The organism is Peribacillus aracenensis (assembly GCF_025175645.1).
Classification (GTDB): Bacteria; Bacillota; Bacilli; order Bacillales; family DSM-1321; genus Peribacillus; species Peribacillus aracenensis.
In genome coordinates, this window is sequence record NZ_JANZMJ010000009.1 from 56,944 (window position 1) to 74,571 (window position 17,628).

The 17,628-nt window shown below is 42.9% G+C and carries 16 protein-coding genes; 13 read left to right on the plus strand and 3 right to left on the minus strand.

What is annotated here, in order from left to right; all coding sequences use genetic code 11:
* Positions 1-2: 2 nt before the first annotated feature.
* Genes N0M92_RS11405 through N0M92_RS11420 form a run of 4 tightly spaced genes read left to right on the plus strand, consistent with a single transcriptional unit; the run spans position 3 to position 5,516 of the window.
* The gene (locus N0M92_RS11405) at positions 3-1,805 is read left to right on the plus strand and encodes an IucA/IucC family protein (protein ID WP_260285791.1); all 1,803 of its coding nucleotides are present in this window, start codon (positions 3-5) and stop codon (positions 1,803-1,805) included.
* The gene (locus N0M92_RS11410; RefSeq protein ID WP_260285792.1) at positions 1,795-2,379 is read left to right on the plus strand and encodes a GNAT family N-acetyltransferase; all 585 of its coding nucleotides are present in this window, start codon (positions 1,795-1,797) and stop codon (positions 2,377-2,379) included. The genes N0M92_RS11405 and N0M92_RS11410 overlap by 11 nt, the downstream gene beginning before the upstream one ends.
* The gene (locus tag N0M92_RS11415) at positions 2,354-3,682 is read left to right on the plus strand and encodes a lysine N(6)-hydroxylase/L-ornithine N(5)-oxygenase family protein (RefSeq protein WP_260285793.1); all 1,329 of its coding nucleotides are present in this window, start codon (positions 2,354-2,356) and stop codon (positions 3,680-3,682) included. Before N0M92_RS11410 ends, N0M92_RS11415 begins: the two co-directional genes overlap by 26 nt.
* A gap of 22 nt (positions 3,683-3,704) precedes the next feature.
* Positions 3,705-5,516, plus strand: a complete 1,812-nt coding sequence (locus tag N0M92_RS11420) for an IucA/IucC family protein (RefSeq protein WP_260285794.1) — start codon at positions 3,705-3,707, stop codon at positions 5,514-5,516.
* Position 5,517: 1 nt separating this feature from the next.
* On the opposite strand, the gene N0M92_RS11425 is transcribed toward N0M92_RS11420, so the two are convergent.
* Complete coding sequence (locus N0M92_RS11425; protein ID WP_260285795.1) at positions 5,518-5,736, minus strand: hypothetical protein; 219 nt, start codon at positions 5,734-5,736, stop codon at positions 5,518-5,520.
* A 129-nt stretch (positions 5,737-5,865) separates the two neighbouring features.
* Between N0M92_RS11425 and N0M92_RS11430 the strand changes: the two genes are divergently transcribed.
* From N0M92_RS11430 to rbsB, 6 genes are read left to right on the plus strand one after another with little or no spacing between them, the layout of a single operon-like run.
* On the plus strand, positions 5,866-6,852 hold the full coding sequence (locus tag N0M92_RS11430; RefSeq protein WP_260285796.1) for a LacI family DNA-binding transcriptional regulator: 987 nt from the start codon (positions 5,866-5,868) through the stop codon (positions 6,850-6,852).
* Positions 6,849-7,733, plus strand: a complete 885-nt coding sequence (gene rbsK / locus N0M92_RS11435; protein WP_260285797.1) for a ribokinase — start codon at positions 6,849-6,851, stop codon at positions 7,731-7,733. The genes N0M92_RS11430 and rbsK overlap by 4 nt, the downstream gene beginning before the upstream one ends.
* A complete protein-coding gene (rbsD, locus tag N0M92_RS11440) occupies positions 7,730-8,122 on the plus strand; it encodes a D-ribose pyranase (protein ID WP_034316088.1) in 393 nt (130 codons plus the stop codon). The genes rbsK and rbsD overlap by 4 nt, the downstream gene beginning before the upstream one ends.
* Before the next feature lie 18 nt (positions 8,123-8,140).
* Positions 8,141-9,622 (plus strand): sugar ABC transporter ATP-binding protein, encoded by a 1,482-nt coding sequence (locus N0M92_RS11445; protein WP_260285798.1) that lies wholly within the window; start codon positions 8,141-8,143, stop codon positions 9,620-9,622.
* Position 9,623: 1 nt separating this feature from the next.
* Positions 9,624-10,568 carry an ABC transporter permease gene (locus N0M92_RS11450; RefSeq protein ID WP_192207343.1) on the plus strand — a complete coding sequence of 315 codons (945 nt, stop codon included), beginning with the start codon at positions 9,624-9,626 and terminating at the stop codon, positions 10,566-10,568.
* A gap of 15 nt (positions 10,569-10,583) precedes the next feature.
* Entirely contained in the window at positions 10,584-11,504 is a 921-nt protein-coding gene (rbsB, locus tag N0M92_RS11455) for a ribose ABC transporter substrate-binding protein RbsB (protein ID WP_260285799.1), read from the plus strand.
* Between the two features lie 203 nt (positions 11,505-11,707).
* Here rbsB and gdhA read toward each other — a convergent pair whose 3' ends face one another.
* Positions 11,708-13,090, minus strand: a complete 1,383-nt coding sequence (gene gdhA / locus N0M92_RS11460) for an NADP-specific glutamate dehydrogenase (RefSeq protein ID WP_260285800.1) — start codon at positions 13,088-13,090, stop codon at positions 11,708-11,710.
* Between the two features lie 156 nt (positions 13,091-13,246).
* On the opposite strand from gdhA, the gene N0M92_RS11465 reads away from it, so the two are divergent.
* From N0M92_RS11465 to N0M92_RS11475, 3 genes are all read left to right on the plus strand, one after another.
* Complete coding sequence (locus N0M92_RS11465; RefSeq protein WP_260285801.1) at positions 13,247-14,149, plus strand: LysR family transcriptional regulator; 903 nt, start codon at positions 13,247-13,249, stop codon at positions 14,147-14,149.
* A gap of 394 nt (positions 14,150-14,543) precedes the next feature.
* Complete coding sequence (locus N0M92_RS11470) at positions 14,544-15,536, plus strand: PTS transporter subunit IIC (RefSeq protein WP_260285891.1); 993 nt, start codon at positions 14,544-14,546, stop codon at positions 15,534-15,536.
* A gap of 108 nt (positions 15,537-15,644) precedes the next feature.
* Positions 15,645-16,844, plus strand: coding sequence for a class I SAM-dependent rRNA methyltransferase (locus N0M92_RS11475; RefSeq protein ID WP_260285802.1), 1,200 nt, complete (start codon positions 15,645-15,647; stop codon positions 16,842-16,844).
* Positions 16,845-16,931: 87 nt separating this feature from the next.
* Here the strand turns inward: N0M92_RS11475 and N0M92_RS11480 are convergent, their stop codons facing one another.
* Entirely contained in the window at positions 16,932-17,603 is a 672-nt protein-coding gene (locus N0M92_RS11480) for a lysoplasmalogenase (protein WP_260285803.1), read from the minus strand.
* Between the last annotated feature and the right edge of the window lie 25 nt (positions 17,604-17,628).

Here is a 17,628-nt window from a genome sequence, read left to right on the forward strand (position 1 = left end):
AGATGAATGGTAAGCAAATAGCTGAAAGGGCGACAATGCAAAGCTTTCTGAATTGTTATTTCCGGGAAACCGGAAATTACAGTTTAGAAGAAACGAAAAACTGGCCGAATTTAGAAGGGGCCATTCCGGATTCATTAGTAGTCAGTAAGCTCATGTCCCAAGATATTGCATTGCTTGTTCCGCTTAAATATTGGTCGGAAACGGGGCGTCATATTTTCAACTTCCCGATCTACTATCAGACGGCATCCAAGCAAGTACATGAATTAGATTACGTGACAATGGTCTCGATCGTTTCTAAAGAATTATTGAATGAGCAGGGCCGGACCGATAGTGAAGATGAATTGATGCTGCGTGTCATCCTAAGCAGCCAAAATATTCAACGGTATGTTGAAGCAAGGACGGAAGACATTGGTGCACTTCAAAGCCCTGATTTCACCTACATCGAAGCAGAGCAGTCACTTTTATTCGGGCACCTGTTCCACCCGACGCCGAAAAGCAAGCAGGGCATTTCAGAAAAGGAAGAATGGATCTATTCACCCGAATTAAAAGGGGAGTTTCAGCTGCACTACTTCCTGGCAGAACCTTCGATTGTCATCCAGGATTCAAGTGAAGTCCGATCGGCAAGTGAGATCATTAAACAGGAATTAGCCGGTGACTTGGAGATTTCCAGTGAATTCAGAGGCACGTATTGCCAAAAGGAAAGCAAATTTATCATCATCCCGGCACATCCGCTGCAGGCAAAAGTGCTTATCGAAAAAGAAGAGGTCAAGAGGCTGATCGAGCAAGGGACACTAGTTTATGCAGGACCGCTTGGAAAAAAATTCACGGCCACCTCTTCCTTTAGGACGGTATATAATGCCACATCGAGATATATGTACAAATTTTCCGTTCCGGTTAAAATCACGAATTCCTTACGTGCAAATCTGCAAAAAGAATTAGATCGCGGTGTGGAAATTGCTAAATTAATAGATTCTAAAGTGGGCGACGATCTAAAAGAACGGCATCCCTCCTTCCGTATCATCAAGGACCCGGCATACCTAACGATCAAAACAACCGAGCAAGAATCGGGATTCGATGTCGATATCCGGGAAAACCCTTTTTATGAAAACGATAAACAAGCAAGCTTGATTGCCGGCTTATGCCAGGATAATGCCTATGGTGCACCATCAAGGCTTGGAGCGATCATCCGCAAATTATCAGCTGAAGAAAACCGCAGTACCGAAGAAGTAAGTAAGGATTGGTTCAAAACCTATCTGTCAATGACATTAAAACCGATGCTTTGGCTTTTTGAAGAGTATGGGATTGTTTTGGAAGCCCATCAACAAAACTCCATCATTCAACTTCAAGATGGTTATCCAGCCACTTTTTATTATCGTGATAATCAAGGGTATTACTATTGTGAGTCCAAAGTGGACAGGCTGCTGAAGATCTTGCCTGAACTAAGTGAAAAAAGCTTCACGATTTGTTCTGATGAAGTCGCTGAAGAAAGACTGCAATACTATTTCTTTTTTAATCACTTATTAGGCTTAATCAATAATTTTGGTACGGAAGGATTAGTATCAGAGAACAAACTGTTACAGCTCGTTCAGGAACAACTGGAAACATGCAGCAGGGAAAGCGAAGATGAAGGGATGAAACGAGTTGTTTCAAAGTTGCTTCATGCCCGGGAATCATCGTGTAAGGCTAATTTACTGACACGATTCCATGATATGGATGAGCTTGTTGGTTCACTTGAGACACAATCCGTTTATACAACGATTGATAATCCGTTCGCGCAGGGGGTTATGGCCGTCCATGAAAAATAGTTATGAAGAAATACTGAAGGACCGCAATCAACAGCTTTCATTTGTCAAAGTTGAATTTGAGAGGGATTTGGAAATATTGCATAAATGGATGCATGAAGGTCATGTGATACCCTACTGGAATTTGAATTTCACAAAAGAAAAATTCGCCGTTCATTTAAAAAAGGCATTGGCTGATACACATCAAACACTCTATTTGGGCTGTCTGGACTCCATTCCCATGAGCTATTGGGAATCGTATTGGGTAAAAGGCGATATCATCGAAGATTATTATGAATCCGAAGAGGGAGATCAAGGCATACATTTACTCATAGGTGATCCGGAATATCTAGGAAAAGGACTGGCTTTGCCATTTTTACGTGCAATGGTGAAATACAAATTGCTTTCTGCGAATACAAAAAAAGTGATGGCTGAACCGGATATTCGAAATGCAAAGATGATTTACTTATTTGAAAAGTGCGGGTTTACCCCGATTAAAGAAATTGAGCTCCCTGATAAAACAGCATTACTTATGTCATGTACACGGGAGAACTTCGAGAGGAAGTGGAAGTATGGAGAAGCAACAATCTATTTATGACCTGGTAGGGATAGGGATAGGCCCCTTTAACCTTGGACTTGCGGCCCTTTTGGAGAAAACCCCGGAGCTGAATGCCGTCTTTTTTGAGAAAAAGCGGGAATTTAATTGGCATGAAGGAATGCTGTTGGAAGGGACAACTCTGCAGGTACCTTTCTTTGCCGATCTAGTCAGCATGGCAGATGTGACAAGCCCATATAGTTACCTGAATTATTTACAGCAGCATGATCGGCTTTATCATTTCTACTTTCTTGAAAAATTCTTGATTCCACGAAAAGAATATAACGACTACTGCCGCTGGACTGCCGATCAACTTGATAGCTGCCGTTTCGGAAAAGCGGTGGAGGCAGTTGAATATATAGGGGAACAAGGTGAACCCTGCTATCAAATCAGTGTAAGGGATGCACAAACACAAAAGATCGAAGTCTATTATAGCCGTCATGTAGTCATGGGAATTGGCAGCGCCCCGACCGTTCCATCGGCCTTTCATCCATATATGGGAGAGAGCATCCTGCATTCGGCCGATTATTTACGGAATAAAGCAAATGTCTTAAAGAAAAAATCCATAACGGTTGTCGGGTCTGGACAGAGTGCAGCAGAGGTCTTTCTGGATCTGCTTAATGAGCAGGGGGAAAATGGATACCAGCTAAACTGGTATACAAGATCCAAGGGGTTTTTCCCTATGGAATATTCAAAACTCGGTTTGGAATACTTCACTCCGGATTACCTTGATTTCTTTTATCGGCTGCCACAGGAAAAGAAGGATGAAATCCTGCCGAAACAGGATTTATTGTATAAAGGGATCAGTGCTACGACAATTGCAGCAATTTTTGACAAAATGTATGAAAAATCGATTGGAAATGCCGAACTTTCCATTGAACTTCGGGCCATGACGGAAGTTGCGGCCGTTACCCCCGCAGAAAATGGCTGGAGTTTGAAATGCCGACAGTGGGTAGAAGATAGCGAATTTGATGTGGACACAGAGGCGATCGTTTTTGGAACGGGCTATAAATCAACCCTTCCGGCATTCCTTGAAACCATGGAGGACCATTTAGTCCGCGATGATTTAGGGCGTCTTGCAATAACGAAAGACTATAGGGTAGGCACGGACATCCCTACACCGAATCACCTTTTCATTCAAAATGGCGAGATACATACACATGGTGTGGGTGCTCCGGATCTAGGCTTGGGAGCATTCCGAAATTCGATTATCATCAATCAATTGGCAGGTAAAGAAGTTTATCCATCCGAGCCAAAGGGTGCATTTCAGTCATTCCGTGTAAAAACACCTGTCATGGCTTACTAAGAGAAGGGAAGGGGAGAATGATATGCAGTTCATAAATGAGGTGGAACAGGCAGTTTCAGAAAACAATTGGTCGATAGTAAACCAAAACCTGCTGGCCAAGATGATTTCTGAGTATATGTATGAAGATATGATCCATCCAGCTATTCTGAACGAAAATGAAACGGGAAACCTATATGAGTTAAAAATAAATGAGGGGAAATCTTATCAATTTTTGGCATCGCCCCGTCTTTTTGACAGCTATGAAGTACAGGCCGAGTCGATCCAGGTATGTGAAAAGGAAGGCTTTACACAGGCCAATGATGCCATTCAATTCATTTTAGACATCCAGCCATTAATTGGGATGACTGCAGAAACTACAGGACATTTAATCAAGGAATTCCATCATACGCTGCTTGCGGATCTCCAATTGCTATCCAAACCTGAACAAGATGCAGATGATTTAGTCGAACTGGATTATGCATTACTTGAAGGAGAAATGAGCGGTCACCCTTGGATTGCTTATAACAAGGGAAGAATCGGTTTCGGTTATGATGATTATTTGAAGTTCGCTCCAGAAAACCAGAAGGAAGTCCAGTTATCTTGGATTGCCGTCCATAAAACGAGGGGGGAGTTCAATTCAGTCGAAACGTTATCCTATAAGCAATTGATGGAGAATGAACTGGATGGGAAAACCCAAAAATCATTTGCAAAGATATTGACGGAAAAAGGGCTGAACGCAGAAAACTATTACTACCTCCCAGTCCATGAATGGCAGTGGAAGAATATAATCATCCAGAACTTTACCGATGACTTGGCCAAAGGGCTGATCGTAGCTTTAGGAAATGGTCCTGATAAGTATCTGCCGCAACAATCCATCCGGACATTCGTTAATGTATCGAATAAGGATAAACACCACGTCAAGCTGCCGATGAGCATTTTAAATACGCTGGTCTACCGAGGATTGCCAGCTGAACGCACGGTCATTGCACCAAAAATCACAACGTATATAAAGAACATTTATCAAAATGATTCATTCTTGAAAGAACAATGCAAAGTAGTGCTTCCTGGTGAAGTGGCCAGTTTAAATGTTGATCACCCGTATTATTCCAAACTAGAGAATGTACCCTATCAATATTTAGAGATGCTGGGTGGTATTTGGAGAGAAAGCATATACAGTTATATGGAAGACGGTGAAAAGCCCATTACGCTTGCGTCCCTTTTACATGTGGACAGCAAAGGGAAACCATATGTAGAAAGCCTCATTGAAAAATCGGGATTGACTGCAGAAGCCTGGACAGCTCAATTGTTCGACGTCATTCTATCACCATTATTACATTTTATTTATCAATATGGATTGGTCTTCTCGCCGCATGGTCAAAATACCATTTTAGTTTTGAAGGATTACAAGCCTCACCGTTTGGCCATCAAGGATTTTGTGGATGATGTGAACGTCAGTGATCAGCCGCTTCCTGAATTAAGCAAGCTTCCTGATGATTTAAGGAAAGTACTAAGAAGTGAGACTCCCGAGGGGCTGGTTCAATTCATTTTCACGGGACTATTCATCTGTCATTTCCGATACTTGTCAACACTCCTGATGAAGAGGTCCCTTTTGGATGAGAATGCTTTTTGGGAAGGCGTAGCTCAAACAATCCTTACGCATCAGAAAAAATTCCCTATGTTACAGGATCGTTTCGATACATTCAATTTCTTTGCGCCAAAATTAACGAAACTCTGCCTGAATAGAAATCGGATGCTTCAATATGGATATAGCGATGGTGAAGACCGTCCGCATGCATCTGAATTCGGGCATGTGAATAATGCCCTTTATGAAAAGTTACCTGCAAAAACGCTATAAGTTAAACTGGCTCAGACTTTTGGGCCAGTTTTCTTTTGGCTTTTACAAATTGACCGTTGATTTCCGCTCCAGGCACTCGCTTACCGCGGGCGGTCAGCCCTCGGCTTGCGCATGCAGTGTCTCCCCTAGATGCACTTTTCCCGCAGGAGTCTCGTACACCTGTTCCAATCAACTTTGTTACAAAGTTTATAAAGCGGTAATGGTTAATAAATATACGCATAAATAAGAATATGTTATCCTATTTGGTTCGAATTACCTAAAAATTATCTTTGGAATAGGGCTTGCCGTTCATATAATTTGGTGATAAGCTATGTGTAAACGGTTACACAAAATTATTGAGGGTGATATATTGGCAACTATTCGGGATGTGGCAAAGGAAGCTGGGGTTTCTGTGGCAACGGTTTCCAGAGTTATGAATGGCAGTGGTTATGCACATGAGGACACAAAAAAGGTGGTCATGGCAGCTGTTGAAAAATTAAATTATAAACCGAATGAAGTGGCAAGATCCCTCTACAAACGTAAATCCAAATTGGTTGGATTGATTTTACCGGACATTACGAATCCCTTCTTCCCAGAAATGGCAAGAGGTGTCGAGGATTATCTGCAGCAATTTGGATATCGGTTAATTTTTGGAAATAGTGATGAAAAGAGAGATAAAGAAATAGAATATATTGACACTTTTCTGCAAAATAATGTAGTGGGCATGATTGCTTCCACTAGTGTAGAAGCCAATGAAAATTTCGATAATCTGGATATTCCAGTAGTCCTTCTCGACCGTACGGGAGAGAAATTACCAGCTGTTTATTCCGATCAAAAAACAGGCGGTAAACTGGCAGCACGCGTATTGCTGGATAGAGGCAGTACGAATATCGTCCTCATTAGAGGGCCAGTCGAAATAAAGCCTGTATATGAACGGTACATGGCAGCACTGGAGGAATTGAAACAAGCAAAAGTGAACGTGCAAGTCATGGATTCATCCCTAACACTTCAGGGCGGCCAAACTTGCGTGAAGCAGCTGTTCGAGAAATATCCGGAAACGGATGGAATCATTGCTTGTAATGATATTGTTGCAGCTGCCGCACTTCAAGAGATTTTAAAACGGGGAATACGAATACCGGAAGACATACAATTGATCGGCTATGATGATATCTCCTTCACGGCGTTATTGCACCCACCGTTATCGACAATTCGGCAGCCAGCCTATGAGATGGGGGCACAAGCGGCAGAAATGCTAATTAAAAAGATCGATCAAGAAAAAATGGAAGTAACACATAAAAAGCTCCCTGTTTCTTTTGTGGAGAGACAAACAACGAGAAGGAAGGCGGAGAAGACATGATTAGAATTGCAGTAGTGGGAAGTTCCTCAATGGATTTAGTGGTGACATCGACTAAGAGGCCAATGGCCGGGGAAACGGTTTTAGGAGAGTCATTTATCACGGTCCCTGGAGGAAAGGGAGCCAATCAGGCTGTTGCAGCGGCACGTCTTGGTGCAGAAGTGTCAATGGTTGGATGTGTAGGGGATGATGTCTATGGAGAGATCATCTTAGAAAACCTGAAAAAAAATCATGTAAATACGGAGTATGTGGAACCGGTTACAGGTTCCGCTTCCGGGACAGCACACATTACCCTTTCTGAAGGTGATAACAGCATTATTGTTGTTAAAGGTGCGAATGATTTCATTACTCCCGAATATGTACAAAAGGCGAAAAAGGTGATAGAGGAATCGGATATCGTGATGGTTCAGCAGGAAATACCAGAGGAAACCGTAGAATATCTGGCTGAAATGTGCAACACGCTTCAAAAGAGATTACTATTGAACCCAGCTCCCGCCCGCAAGCTAAGCGAGGCTGTCATTCAACAGGCGTCATTCCTTACTCCGAATGAACATGAATTCGAGATTCTATTCAATGGGAGAGATAGAACGAAAGTCCTGACTGAGTATCCAAATAAATTATTCATTACCGAAGGAAAAAATGGCGTCCGTTATTTTGACGGACATGAAGAAAAGGTTGTTCCAAGCTTTGAAGTCGAAGCGGTGGATACAACAGGCGCAGGGGATACATTCAATGCTGCCTTTGCCGTGGCGGTTGCAGAAGGAAAAAGTTTTGACGAATGTTTGTCATTCGCGAACCGGGCAGCCTCCATTTCCGTGACGAAGTTAGGCGCTCAAGGTGGCATGCCGCAAAGGTTAGAGGTCGAGAGGGGCTTTGAAGCATGAAACGTCAAGGAATCATCAACAGTTCAATAGCCAAGGTCCTGGTTGACCTTGGTCATACCGATTATATTGTCGTAGGTGATGCCGGGCTGCCGGTGCCACCGGGAGTTTGCAAGATAGACTTAGCATTGACGCCTGGAACACCATCATTTCAAGATGTCGTCCGGGCGGTTCACGAAGATATGGTTGTTGAAAAAGTTATCGCTGCCACAGAAGTGAAGGTTAAAAACCCGGAACAGCATCAATACATGGAGCAGCAATTCGGAGCAGCGATTGAATATGTTTCCCATGAGGATTTTAAAAGGCTGACAAGTAACGCGAAAGCAATAATCCGGACCGGGGAGACGACGCCATATTCAAATTGCATATTGCAGTCTGGAGTATTCTTTTAAAGAAATGAGATGATGAGCATGCAAATCGAAATGCACAATATTTATAAAGCATTTGGTCAAAATAAGGTATTGGAAGGTGTTCATTTTTCTTTAGAGGCTGGGGAAGTACATGCACTAATGGGGGAAAATGGAGCGGGAAAATCAACCTTGATGAACATTTTGACCGGGCTGCACAAACAAGATCAAGGAACGATTGAGATTAACGGTAAAGAAACCTCATTCAAGGATTCAAAGGAAGCGGAAGAGGTGGGAATGGCCTTTATCCGTCAGGAATTGAATATTTGGCCGGAAATGACTGTGCTTGAGAATCTATTTATCGGCAGGGAAATGGTGAATGCCTTCGGTGTCCTGAAGGAGAAACAAATGAAAGCGCGTGCAAACGAGATTTTTAAAACACTTAATATTTCCCTTCCTTTTGATAAGGAAGCCGGACTTTGTTCTGTCGGGGAACAGCAAATGATTGAAATTGCCAAGGCGCTCATGACGGATGCCGAAGTCATCATCATGGACGAGCCCACTGCCGCTTTAACTGATAGAGAAATAGAGAAGCTCTTTGAAGTGATGAAGGGACTTACCAAAAAGGGAGTATCGCTTGTTTATATTTCTCACCGAATGGAAGAAATATTCGCCATTTGTGACAGGATCACCGTAATGCGTGACGGTAAAACAGTCGATACGAAAAGAATTGCAGATACAAATTTCGATGAAGTCGTTCAGAAAATGGTCGGGCGGGAGCTGGAGGATCGGTTTCCTCATCGTGAAGCGAATGCTGGCGACATAGTCCTTGATGTAAAAGGTTTAACTAAAAAGGGGCTTTTTGAAGATATCCATTTCTCGGTTCGGCAAGGTGAGATTGTCGGTGTAGCCGGATTAATGGGAGCAGGCAGAACAGAAATAATGCGCGCCCTATTTGGTGTCGATCAAATAGACAGGGGTGAAATTACCATTGAAGGCAAAAAAGTTTCCATACGGAAACCAACTGATGCAGTTCGGCACGGTCTGGCTTTCATTACGGAAAATCGTAAAGAAGAGGGGTTGATCCTGGACTTTTCTGTAAGGGAAAATATCGGCTTGCCGAATCTCAAGAGTTTTGCTCCTGGCGGAATCGTAAAAACGGAAGATGAGATGAACTTTGCCGAAATGATGATTAAGCGACTTCATGTGAAGACATCTTCTGCCGAAACGGTCATCGGCAATCTGTCCGGAGGAAATCAACAGAAGGTGGTAATAGCCAAGTGGATCGGCACTTCCCCTAAAGTTTTAATCATGGATGAACCGACCCGGGGCATAGATGTTGGTGCGAAACGTGAAATTTATGAATTGATGAATGAATTGACGGAGCGGGGCATAGCCATCATCATGGTTTCGTCAGAACTTCCCGAAATCATTGGAATGAGTGATAGAATCCTTGTGGTTCACGAAGGTGAAATTGCTGGGGAATTGTTAAAACAGGATGCGACACAAGAAAAAATTATGGCATTGGCGACAGGAGGGAACTAGGATGAAACTTGAGGCTACAGGGAAAAGCGGGATTTGGCAGAAATTTGGTCCGTTACTCGCCCTGGTACTTTTATTTATCGTAATAACCGTTTTAAATCCATCATTCATGGAACCGAATAATATTTTGAATTTATTGCGTCAAACCTCCATCAATGCACTTATTGCATTTGGAATGACTTTTATCATATTGACAGGTGGCATCGACTTGTCCGTCGGTTCCATTTTAGCTCTATCCAGCGCACTTATGGCTGGTATGATGGTCTCGGGATTAGATCCGATTTTAGCTATACTAGTAGGGATTCTACTAGGTGCAATAATGGGTGTAATCAATGGGATTCTCGTTTCTAAGGGGAAAATGGCCCCTTTCATCGTGACACTGGCAACCATGACGATTTTCCGGGGATTAACGCTTGTGTATACAGATGGAAAGCCGATTACTGGAATCGGCGATTCTGAAATGTTCCAGATGCTTGGGAGAGGTTACTTCCTGGGACTGCCAGTACCGGCCGTGGTGATGGTCATCGCTTTCTTGATCCTATGGTTCCTGCTTCATAAAACATCCTTTGGCCGTAAAACATATGCCATTGGGGGAAATGAAAAGGCTTCCCGTATTTCAGGGATTAAAGTTGACCGAGTCAAGGTGGCCATATATGGTCTGGCCGGTACGATGGCGGCAATCGCTGGTGCCATTTTAACATCCCGTCTTAATTCGGCACAGCCGACTGCAGGCCAATCCTATGAAATGGATGCCATTGCAGCCGTGGTGCTAGGCGGAACGAGCCTTTCAGGCGGTAAAGGGCGGTTGTTCGGTACGCTGGTGGGTGTCCTGATCATCGGTACCTTGAATAACGGCATGAATTTACTTGGTGTATCCTCTTTCTACCAGCAAGTGGTAAAGGGTGCAGTTATATTAATTGCGGTCTTACTTGACCGTAAAAAATCATAAGAAGAGGTGTAATCAATGAAAAAAATAGTATCAATCATCATGGTTCTTTCTTTAATGGTCTTGGCTGCCTGTTCAATGGACTCTGGTTTATCGGATGATAAAAAAGAAAAGAAAGACTCCATGAAAGACGTGAAAGTCGGAGTCAGCATCTCCACTTTAAACAACCCATTCTTCGTTTCCTTAAAAGATGGCATTGAAAAAGAGGCAAAAGAAAAAGGCATGAAAGTCACAGTTGTTGACGCCCAAGATGATACAGCAAAACAAATTAGCGGAATTGAAGATTTAATTCTTCAAAAGGTTGATGTCCTTCTTGTGAATCCTACTGACTCTGCGGCAATATCTTCAGCCGTTCAATCAGCAAATGAAGCAGGCATTCCAGTTATCACGATTGACCGTTCTTCAGACGAAGGTGACATTGAAACATTCATCGCTTCCGACAATGTGGCTGGCGGGGAAATGGCTGCAGAATATCTAGTTAAGGAGCTTGGCGATAAAGCGAAAGTAGTGGAGCTTGAAGGGGTATCCGGAGCATCCGCAACTCGTGAACGCGGGAAAGGTTTCCACAATATTGCGGACAAGCAGCTAGATGTCCTGACAAGCCAAACGGCGGAATTCGACCGGACAAAAGGGCTTAATGTCATGGAAAATATCCTGCAAGGCAATAAAGACATCCAAGCGGTATTCGCCCATAATGATGAAATGGCACTAGGAGCCATTGAAGCAATCAAGGCAGCAGGAAAAGACATCATCGTGGTTGGTTTTGACGGAAATGATGATGCATTGAAAGCAGTTGAAAACGGTGAACTAAAAGCTACAATCGCCCAACAACCGGCACTTATCGGTGAAGAAGCGGTTAATGCGGCTGAAAAAATCCTAAAAGGTGACAAAGTGGATGAGACAATATCCGTTCCATTGAAATTGGTCACAAAAGAATGATTGTCTTTCAACAAAAAGAGTGCCGGAACTTTTCCGGCACTCTTTTTTGTCGTAAGAAAGAAATGTTTTGAATCCAATTGATGTTATCTAATTGTGGATACCCAGCTTGAATTGATATGAATGAGTGGTATAAGAAAATGAAAACGCTCTTTTACAAAAGTAAGGCGGTCCTAGTCGGAACCGCCTCCTAAATCAACTGATTGCTAGAGTATACCTTGAGTCAGCATCGCATCCGCCACTTTAAGGAATCCGGCAATATTGGCCCCGACAACTAAGTTGCCAGGCGCACCATATGCCTCTGCGGCCTCTACACTATTTTTATAGATGTTTTTCATGATCTCGTGCAGCTTGGTATCGACATCTTCAAAAGTCCAAGGCATTCTGGCACTGTTTTGAGCCATTTCAAGTGCAGACACGGCAACGCCGCCTGCATTGGCTGCTTTTGCTGGTCCAAAAAGGATGCCGTTATTGAGGAATACATCAATGGCCTCGAGGGTTGAGGGCATATTGGCACCCTCACCAACTGCCTTCACATTGTTTTTGACCAGTAATTTTGCTGCTTCTTCATCGATTTCATTTTGTGTGGCACAAGGCAGTGCGATGTCACATGGTACAGACCAAATACCATAGCTTCCTTCATGGTATACGGCTTCCGGGTGCGCATCGACATACTCGCTCAAACGTTTTCGTTCCACTTCTTTTAGACGTCGAACTGTGTCAAGGTTCAGGCCATTTTCATCATATATATAGCCATTGGAGTCGCTGCATGCAACAACTTTTGCGCCTAGCTGTGTAGCTTTTTCAATGGCATAAATGGATACATTGCCAGATCCGGAGATAACGACAGTGCTGCCATGGAATTGTAACCCTTTGTCTTTTAGCATTTCTTCGACGAAGTAAACCGTTCCATAACCAGTCGCTTCTGTACGGGCCAAACTTCCGCCGTAACTTATGCCTTTACCGGTTAAGACACCAGCATGGTAGCTGCCTTGCATCTTTTTATACTGACCGAACAGGTAACCGATCTCCCTTGCACCGACTCCGATATCTCCAGCCGGTACATCTGTATCAGGTCCGATATAGCGAGCTAGTTCTGCCATGAAACTTTGGCAAAAGCGCATGATTTCCGCGTCCGATTTTCCTTTAGGATCGAAGTCCGATCCGCCTTTTCCCCCACCGATCGGCTGGCCAGTAAGAGAGTTTTTAAAGATTTGCTCGAAACCAAGAAACTTAATGATGCTGGAATTGACAGTGGGATGGAATCGAAGACCGCCTTTGAATGGCCCGATTGCACTGTTGAATTGTACACGAAAACCACGGTTGACTTGAACATTTCCCAGGTCATCAACCCATGTAACACGGAAGGTGATCATTCTTTCGGGTTCAACCAGCCTCTCCAATATTCCGCTTTTCATATATTCAGGATGATTTGCAAAAACGGGGACCAATGAAAGGAATATCTCTTTTACGGCTTGATGGAACTCACTTTCGTGGGGATTGCGCTCCTTCACCTGTGCATATACTTGACTTACGAACTCTTTGGCAACTTGTAATTCCTTATGCTCGACTTCTTGTGAAGTGGTCATTGTTCTCTCTCCCTTAAGGTAATTTAGTCTTAAAATACAATTGAATAAGATATCAGTCTTTATACGATACTTTCATGATATAATTTAAAAATAAAACAAACAATCTGAATATTAGATAAGTAACATGCTGTTTTGATATGGAAGAGGGAGCTTAGAGTGGAATTAAGGCAAATCGAATATTTCATTGAAGTGGCAAAGCGTGAACATATGACGGAAGCAGCAGTGAACTTGCATGTTGCCCAGTCGGCAGTCAGTCGTCAAATCTACAATTTAGAAGAAGAATTAGGTGTGCCCCTATTTATCCGGGAAGGCCGAAAGATCAGATTGACGCCTATAGGACATACATTTTTAACGAATATGGAACAAGCTATGGATATAATCGATCGTGCCAAGCGTGAGATGGCTGAAAGTCTGGATCCAGAAAAAGGGACAATCCGCATTGGCTTTCCCAGCAGTTTGGCTTCTTATGTATTGCCAAGGGTCATTTCCGACTTCAGGGAAAGTTATCCGCAGGCAAAGTTCACTTTGAAACAAGGCTCATATCGATACCTGATAGATTCAGTAATAAAAGGTAATATTAACATGGCCTTGATCGGGCCTCTGCCGACGAATGAAAAGAAAATCAAAGGTGAAACGCTATTTATTGAGAACTTAGTTGCCCTTTTACCAGAAAGTCATCCTTTGGCCTTGAAGAAATCACTATGCTTGAATGAACTTAAAGGAAATCCGTTCATCCTATCTCCAAAGGGCTATGTTTTAAGGGATCTTGTCATGAAAGCTTGCAAACTGCATGGCTTTGAACCGGAAGTGGCATTTGAAGGAAAAGATACTGATGCTATAAAAGGCCTGGTGGGGGCAGGGTTGGGTATAACCTTGATACCTGAGATTTCCTTGATTGATAGCTTGCCACGTTTTACGGTTAAATTGCCGCTGGAGGAACCGTCTGTTACCAGGGCTGTAGGGGTCATCGTTCCAACTGACCGGGAACTTATGCCAACGGAGAAATTGTTTTACCAATTTTTGAAGGACACTTTTGCAACATTGGAAGGTTTTCAATAAGAATAAGTTGGGTCCAGATATCCAGCTAGTGAGAGAATCCTTGAATCGGGTTCTTTTTTTTGTCGCGAATGTCTCGAAATATCTTCCATATAGCACATCCTAAAAAAGGAAAATCTATTTTGGAATAATATAATATTAGTATTTTCTTGTATAATAATGGGTTAAACCTTTATTTTTGAAAACGCTTTTATTTTATTAGAATAAAAATACTTCTTACATTATCAGAAAATTCATGTTATTATACGAACAGACGTTATAGGAAGCGGTGCGATATACTTAATAGGTTTTTAAAATGAAGACCTTTATTTTTTTTGTGTTTTATAAAATTGAATATTTTGATAATTAATTAAGGAGTGGAGATATAGTGAGCAGGAAAGAATACTTCAGCGATCGAATGTACAAGGCATCGACAGGGATAGCCAACGCTGTTTTGGTTACATTAGGGATCGGGTTATTGTTTGAATCCATAGGGGGATATTTAGATTGGGAGGTCTTCCTGGCAATAGGCGGGGCCGCAAAGGTCTTGCTGGCACCGGCTTTAGGAGCAGGCATCGCATATCAGCTAGGTGGAAATTCATTAATTATCTTTAGCGCCATGGCTTCAAGTGCTGTTGGGGGTGCTGCCATTCACAGAACTGCTGAGGGTGCTTTCACGATTGTTACGGGTCAGCCGCTAAGTGCTGTCTTGGCAGCAGTAATTGCAACATATATAGGTAAGCGCCTAATCGGCAAAACGAAGTTGGACATCATGGCCATCCCAATGGGAGCAGTTCTTGTCGGTGGAGTTTCGGGGTATGGCCTGGCTCTTGTCACCACTCCGCTCCTAACATGGATAAGCAGCCAAACCACCGCTGCGGTCGCAGGTTCTCCCTTAATCGGTTCAATGGTCATTGCCTTGGTATGGAGCATATTATTGATGACACCGGCGTCTTCCGCTGCACTGGCGATCGCTCTGCAATTAGATCCCGTTTCCAGTGCTGCAGCTCTAATCGGATGTACCGTTCAGTTTGTAGGGTTCACTGTCATGTCTTATAAAGATAATGATATGGGCGGGTTCCTGGCACAGATGGTCGTTACGCCAAAAGTTCAATTTCCTAACTTAATCAAGAAACCATTATATGCCGTTCCGCCTTTTGTGGCGGCAATCATCTGTGCGCCTATCGCTACCTTGGCATTCGATTTTCAAGTGCCGTATGAGCTTGGAGGCATGGGGTTAAGTTCAATGATTGCCCCGATTGCCATAATAACTGGTCAGGGGTTGTACACGTTCTTGGTTTATGTGGCAGTGGGTATGGTATTGCCAGCTTTGATCACACTTGCATTGCATCGGGTATTGAAGATGATGGGTAAAGTTAAGCCAGGAGATCTACATTTGGAAGTTTCATAATCAAAGTTTCTAGAAACCAGCCTGGTTAAGGAACCGGGCTGGTTTTTATTTATAAAGGGATTAGGGTAAAATGGGGAGGAAAGCATATGCATAGATAGGATGATATATATGGGAAAAGAAATAGATATAAAAGTGAAGGCTAAGTTCGTGAGTAAAATCGGCAAGGGTTTTCCCTTGATTGTTAAAGAGTCGATAGCCAACCTTAATGACCTTAGGGAAGAGGGGGCATTGGTGCGTTTGGTGGATGAAAACAACCGCTTTCTGGCAAAAGGATATTATGGTAAACAGAATAAGGGCTATGGCTGGGTATTGACCCAAAGAGAAGATGAAAAGATTGATCAAGCCTTCTTTACCGGCAAAATCCAGGCAGCATGCGAATTCCGAAAGTCATTTTTTGAAGATGGGGAGACTACAGCTTTCCGCTTGTTTAATGGGGAAGGTGACGGAATTGGCGGTTTAATCATTGATCATTATGATGGTCACTATGTCATTAGCTGGTATAGCAAAGGAATATATTTCTTTAAAGACTACATCATTAAGGCATTGCAGGAAACGGTCGAGGTTAAATCGATTTATCAGAAGAAACGCTTTGATACAAAGGGGCAGTACGTGGATGAAGACGATTTTGTCATGGGCGAACAGCCGGCATTTCCGCTTCTTGTAAAGGAAAATGGAGTCCACTTCGCTGTTTATCTGAATGATGGGGCAATGGTCGGTGTCTTCCTTGATCAACGCGATGTCAGAAGGAAAATCCGGGATGAATATTCAAAAGGGAAAACGGTGTTGAATATGTTCTCCTATACGGGGGCATTCTCCGTGTTTGCCGCTTTAGGCGGTGCTGTTAAAACAACGAGTGTCGACCTGGCGAATCGCAGTTTACCAAAGACGATCGAGCAGTTCAGTGTGAATGGCATAGATCCTGAAGCTCACAATATCGTGGTGATGGATGTTTTCAAATATTTTAAATATGCGGTGAAGAAAGCTTTGAAATTTGAAATGGTCATCCTTGATCCGCCCAGCTTTGCCAAATCGAAGAAGTTTACTTTTAGTGCCGGGAAAGACTATACGAATCTATTGAAGGATACCATTTCCATTACGGAAGACAATGGGATCATTATCGCCTCAACTAATTGCAGTACATTCGATATGAAAAAATTCAAGAGCTTCATTGATGTTGCTTTCAAGGAAATGAATGGAAAGTACGAGATCATGGAACAATTCTCATTACCGGCTGATTTTAAAACAAGCAGGGAATATAAGGAAGGCAATTATTTAAAAGTAGTCTTCATTAAGAAAATTAAAGGTTGAAAAAGGGCGTCCACAGTTCCATTAGAGCTGTGGATGCCTTTTTTAATGGAAAAATTGTTTCATGTGAAACGAACGGATATTCGGGGTTCAAAGGTTTGGCCGTTCACTTTGCAAATCTTTCGATAACTGGAAAGAAGGTTTCATGCGAATGCTGTTAGCGATGCAAAACTGGGCTGCATAGTAGGTAAGCATGATCAGTGGTCCGGAATAGGCAACAGCATCGATGAATTTGTTCCAAGATAAAATGGAGTCGGAAATCACGAACAGGACCCCGCCGATGATGACGGCCGCATTGCCGGTCATGAATGCCGCCCAGCCCATGAGGGAGATGACCGTTACATAACAGATTACAGGGATGATGAGGTCATGCTCACCTTTTTCGATTAACGAATGTACAATTTCACGTCCAATCCAAGTGGAGTAAATGCTAATCGGAAGAATTGCCGCGAATCGGAGCCATGAAAAGTTCCACAGTCTAAAGAATGCCGAAATATAGAAAAGGTGGCCGATCAAGAAGGCACAAAGCCCGATGACGAACCAGATTAACAAAGCATCTCCAAGCATGCAAAAGAATAAACCAAGAAGTATGAAGGATTGGTATCGATCCCGTCTTCCCACATTTGTGCAGGCGTAGAGCAAAATTAATAACATGGGGATGACCTTGAACATGATTTTAATGATTAAAGGCTCTTCCGGTATAAAAAAAATATATAATAGTCCCGTGATAAGGATTGCGGCAGGTAAACATTTCATTAACATTCAAATCCCTCCTCCAATCTTTAAT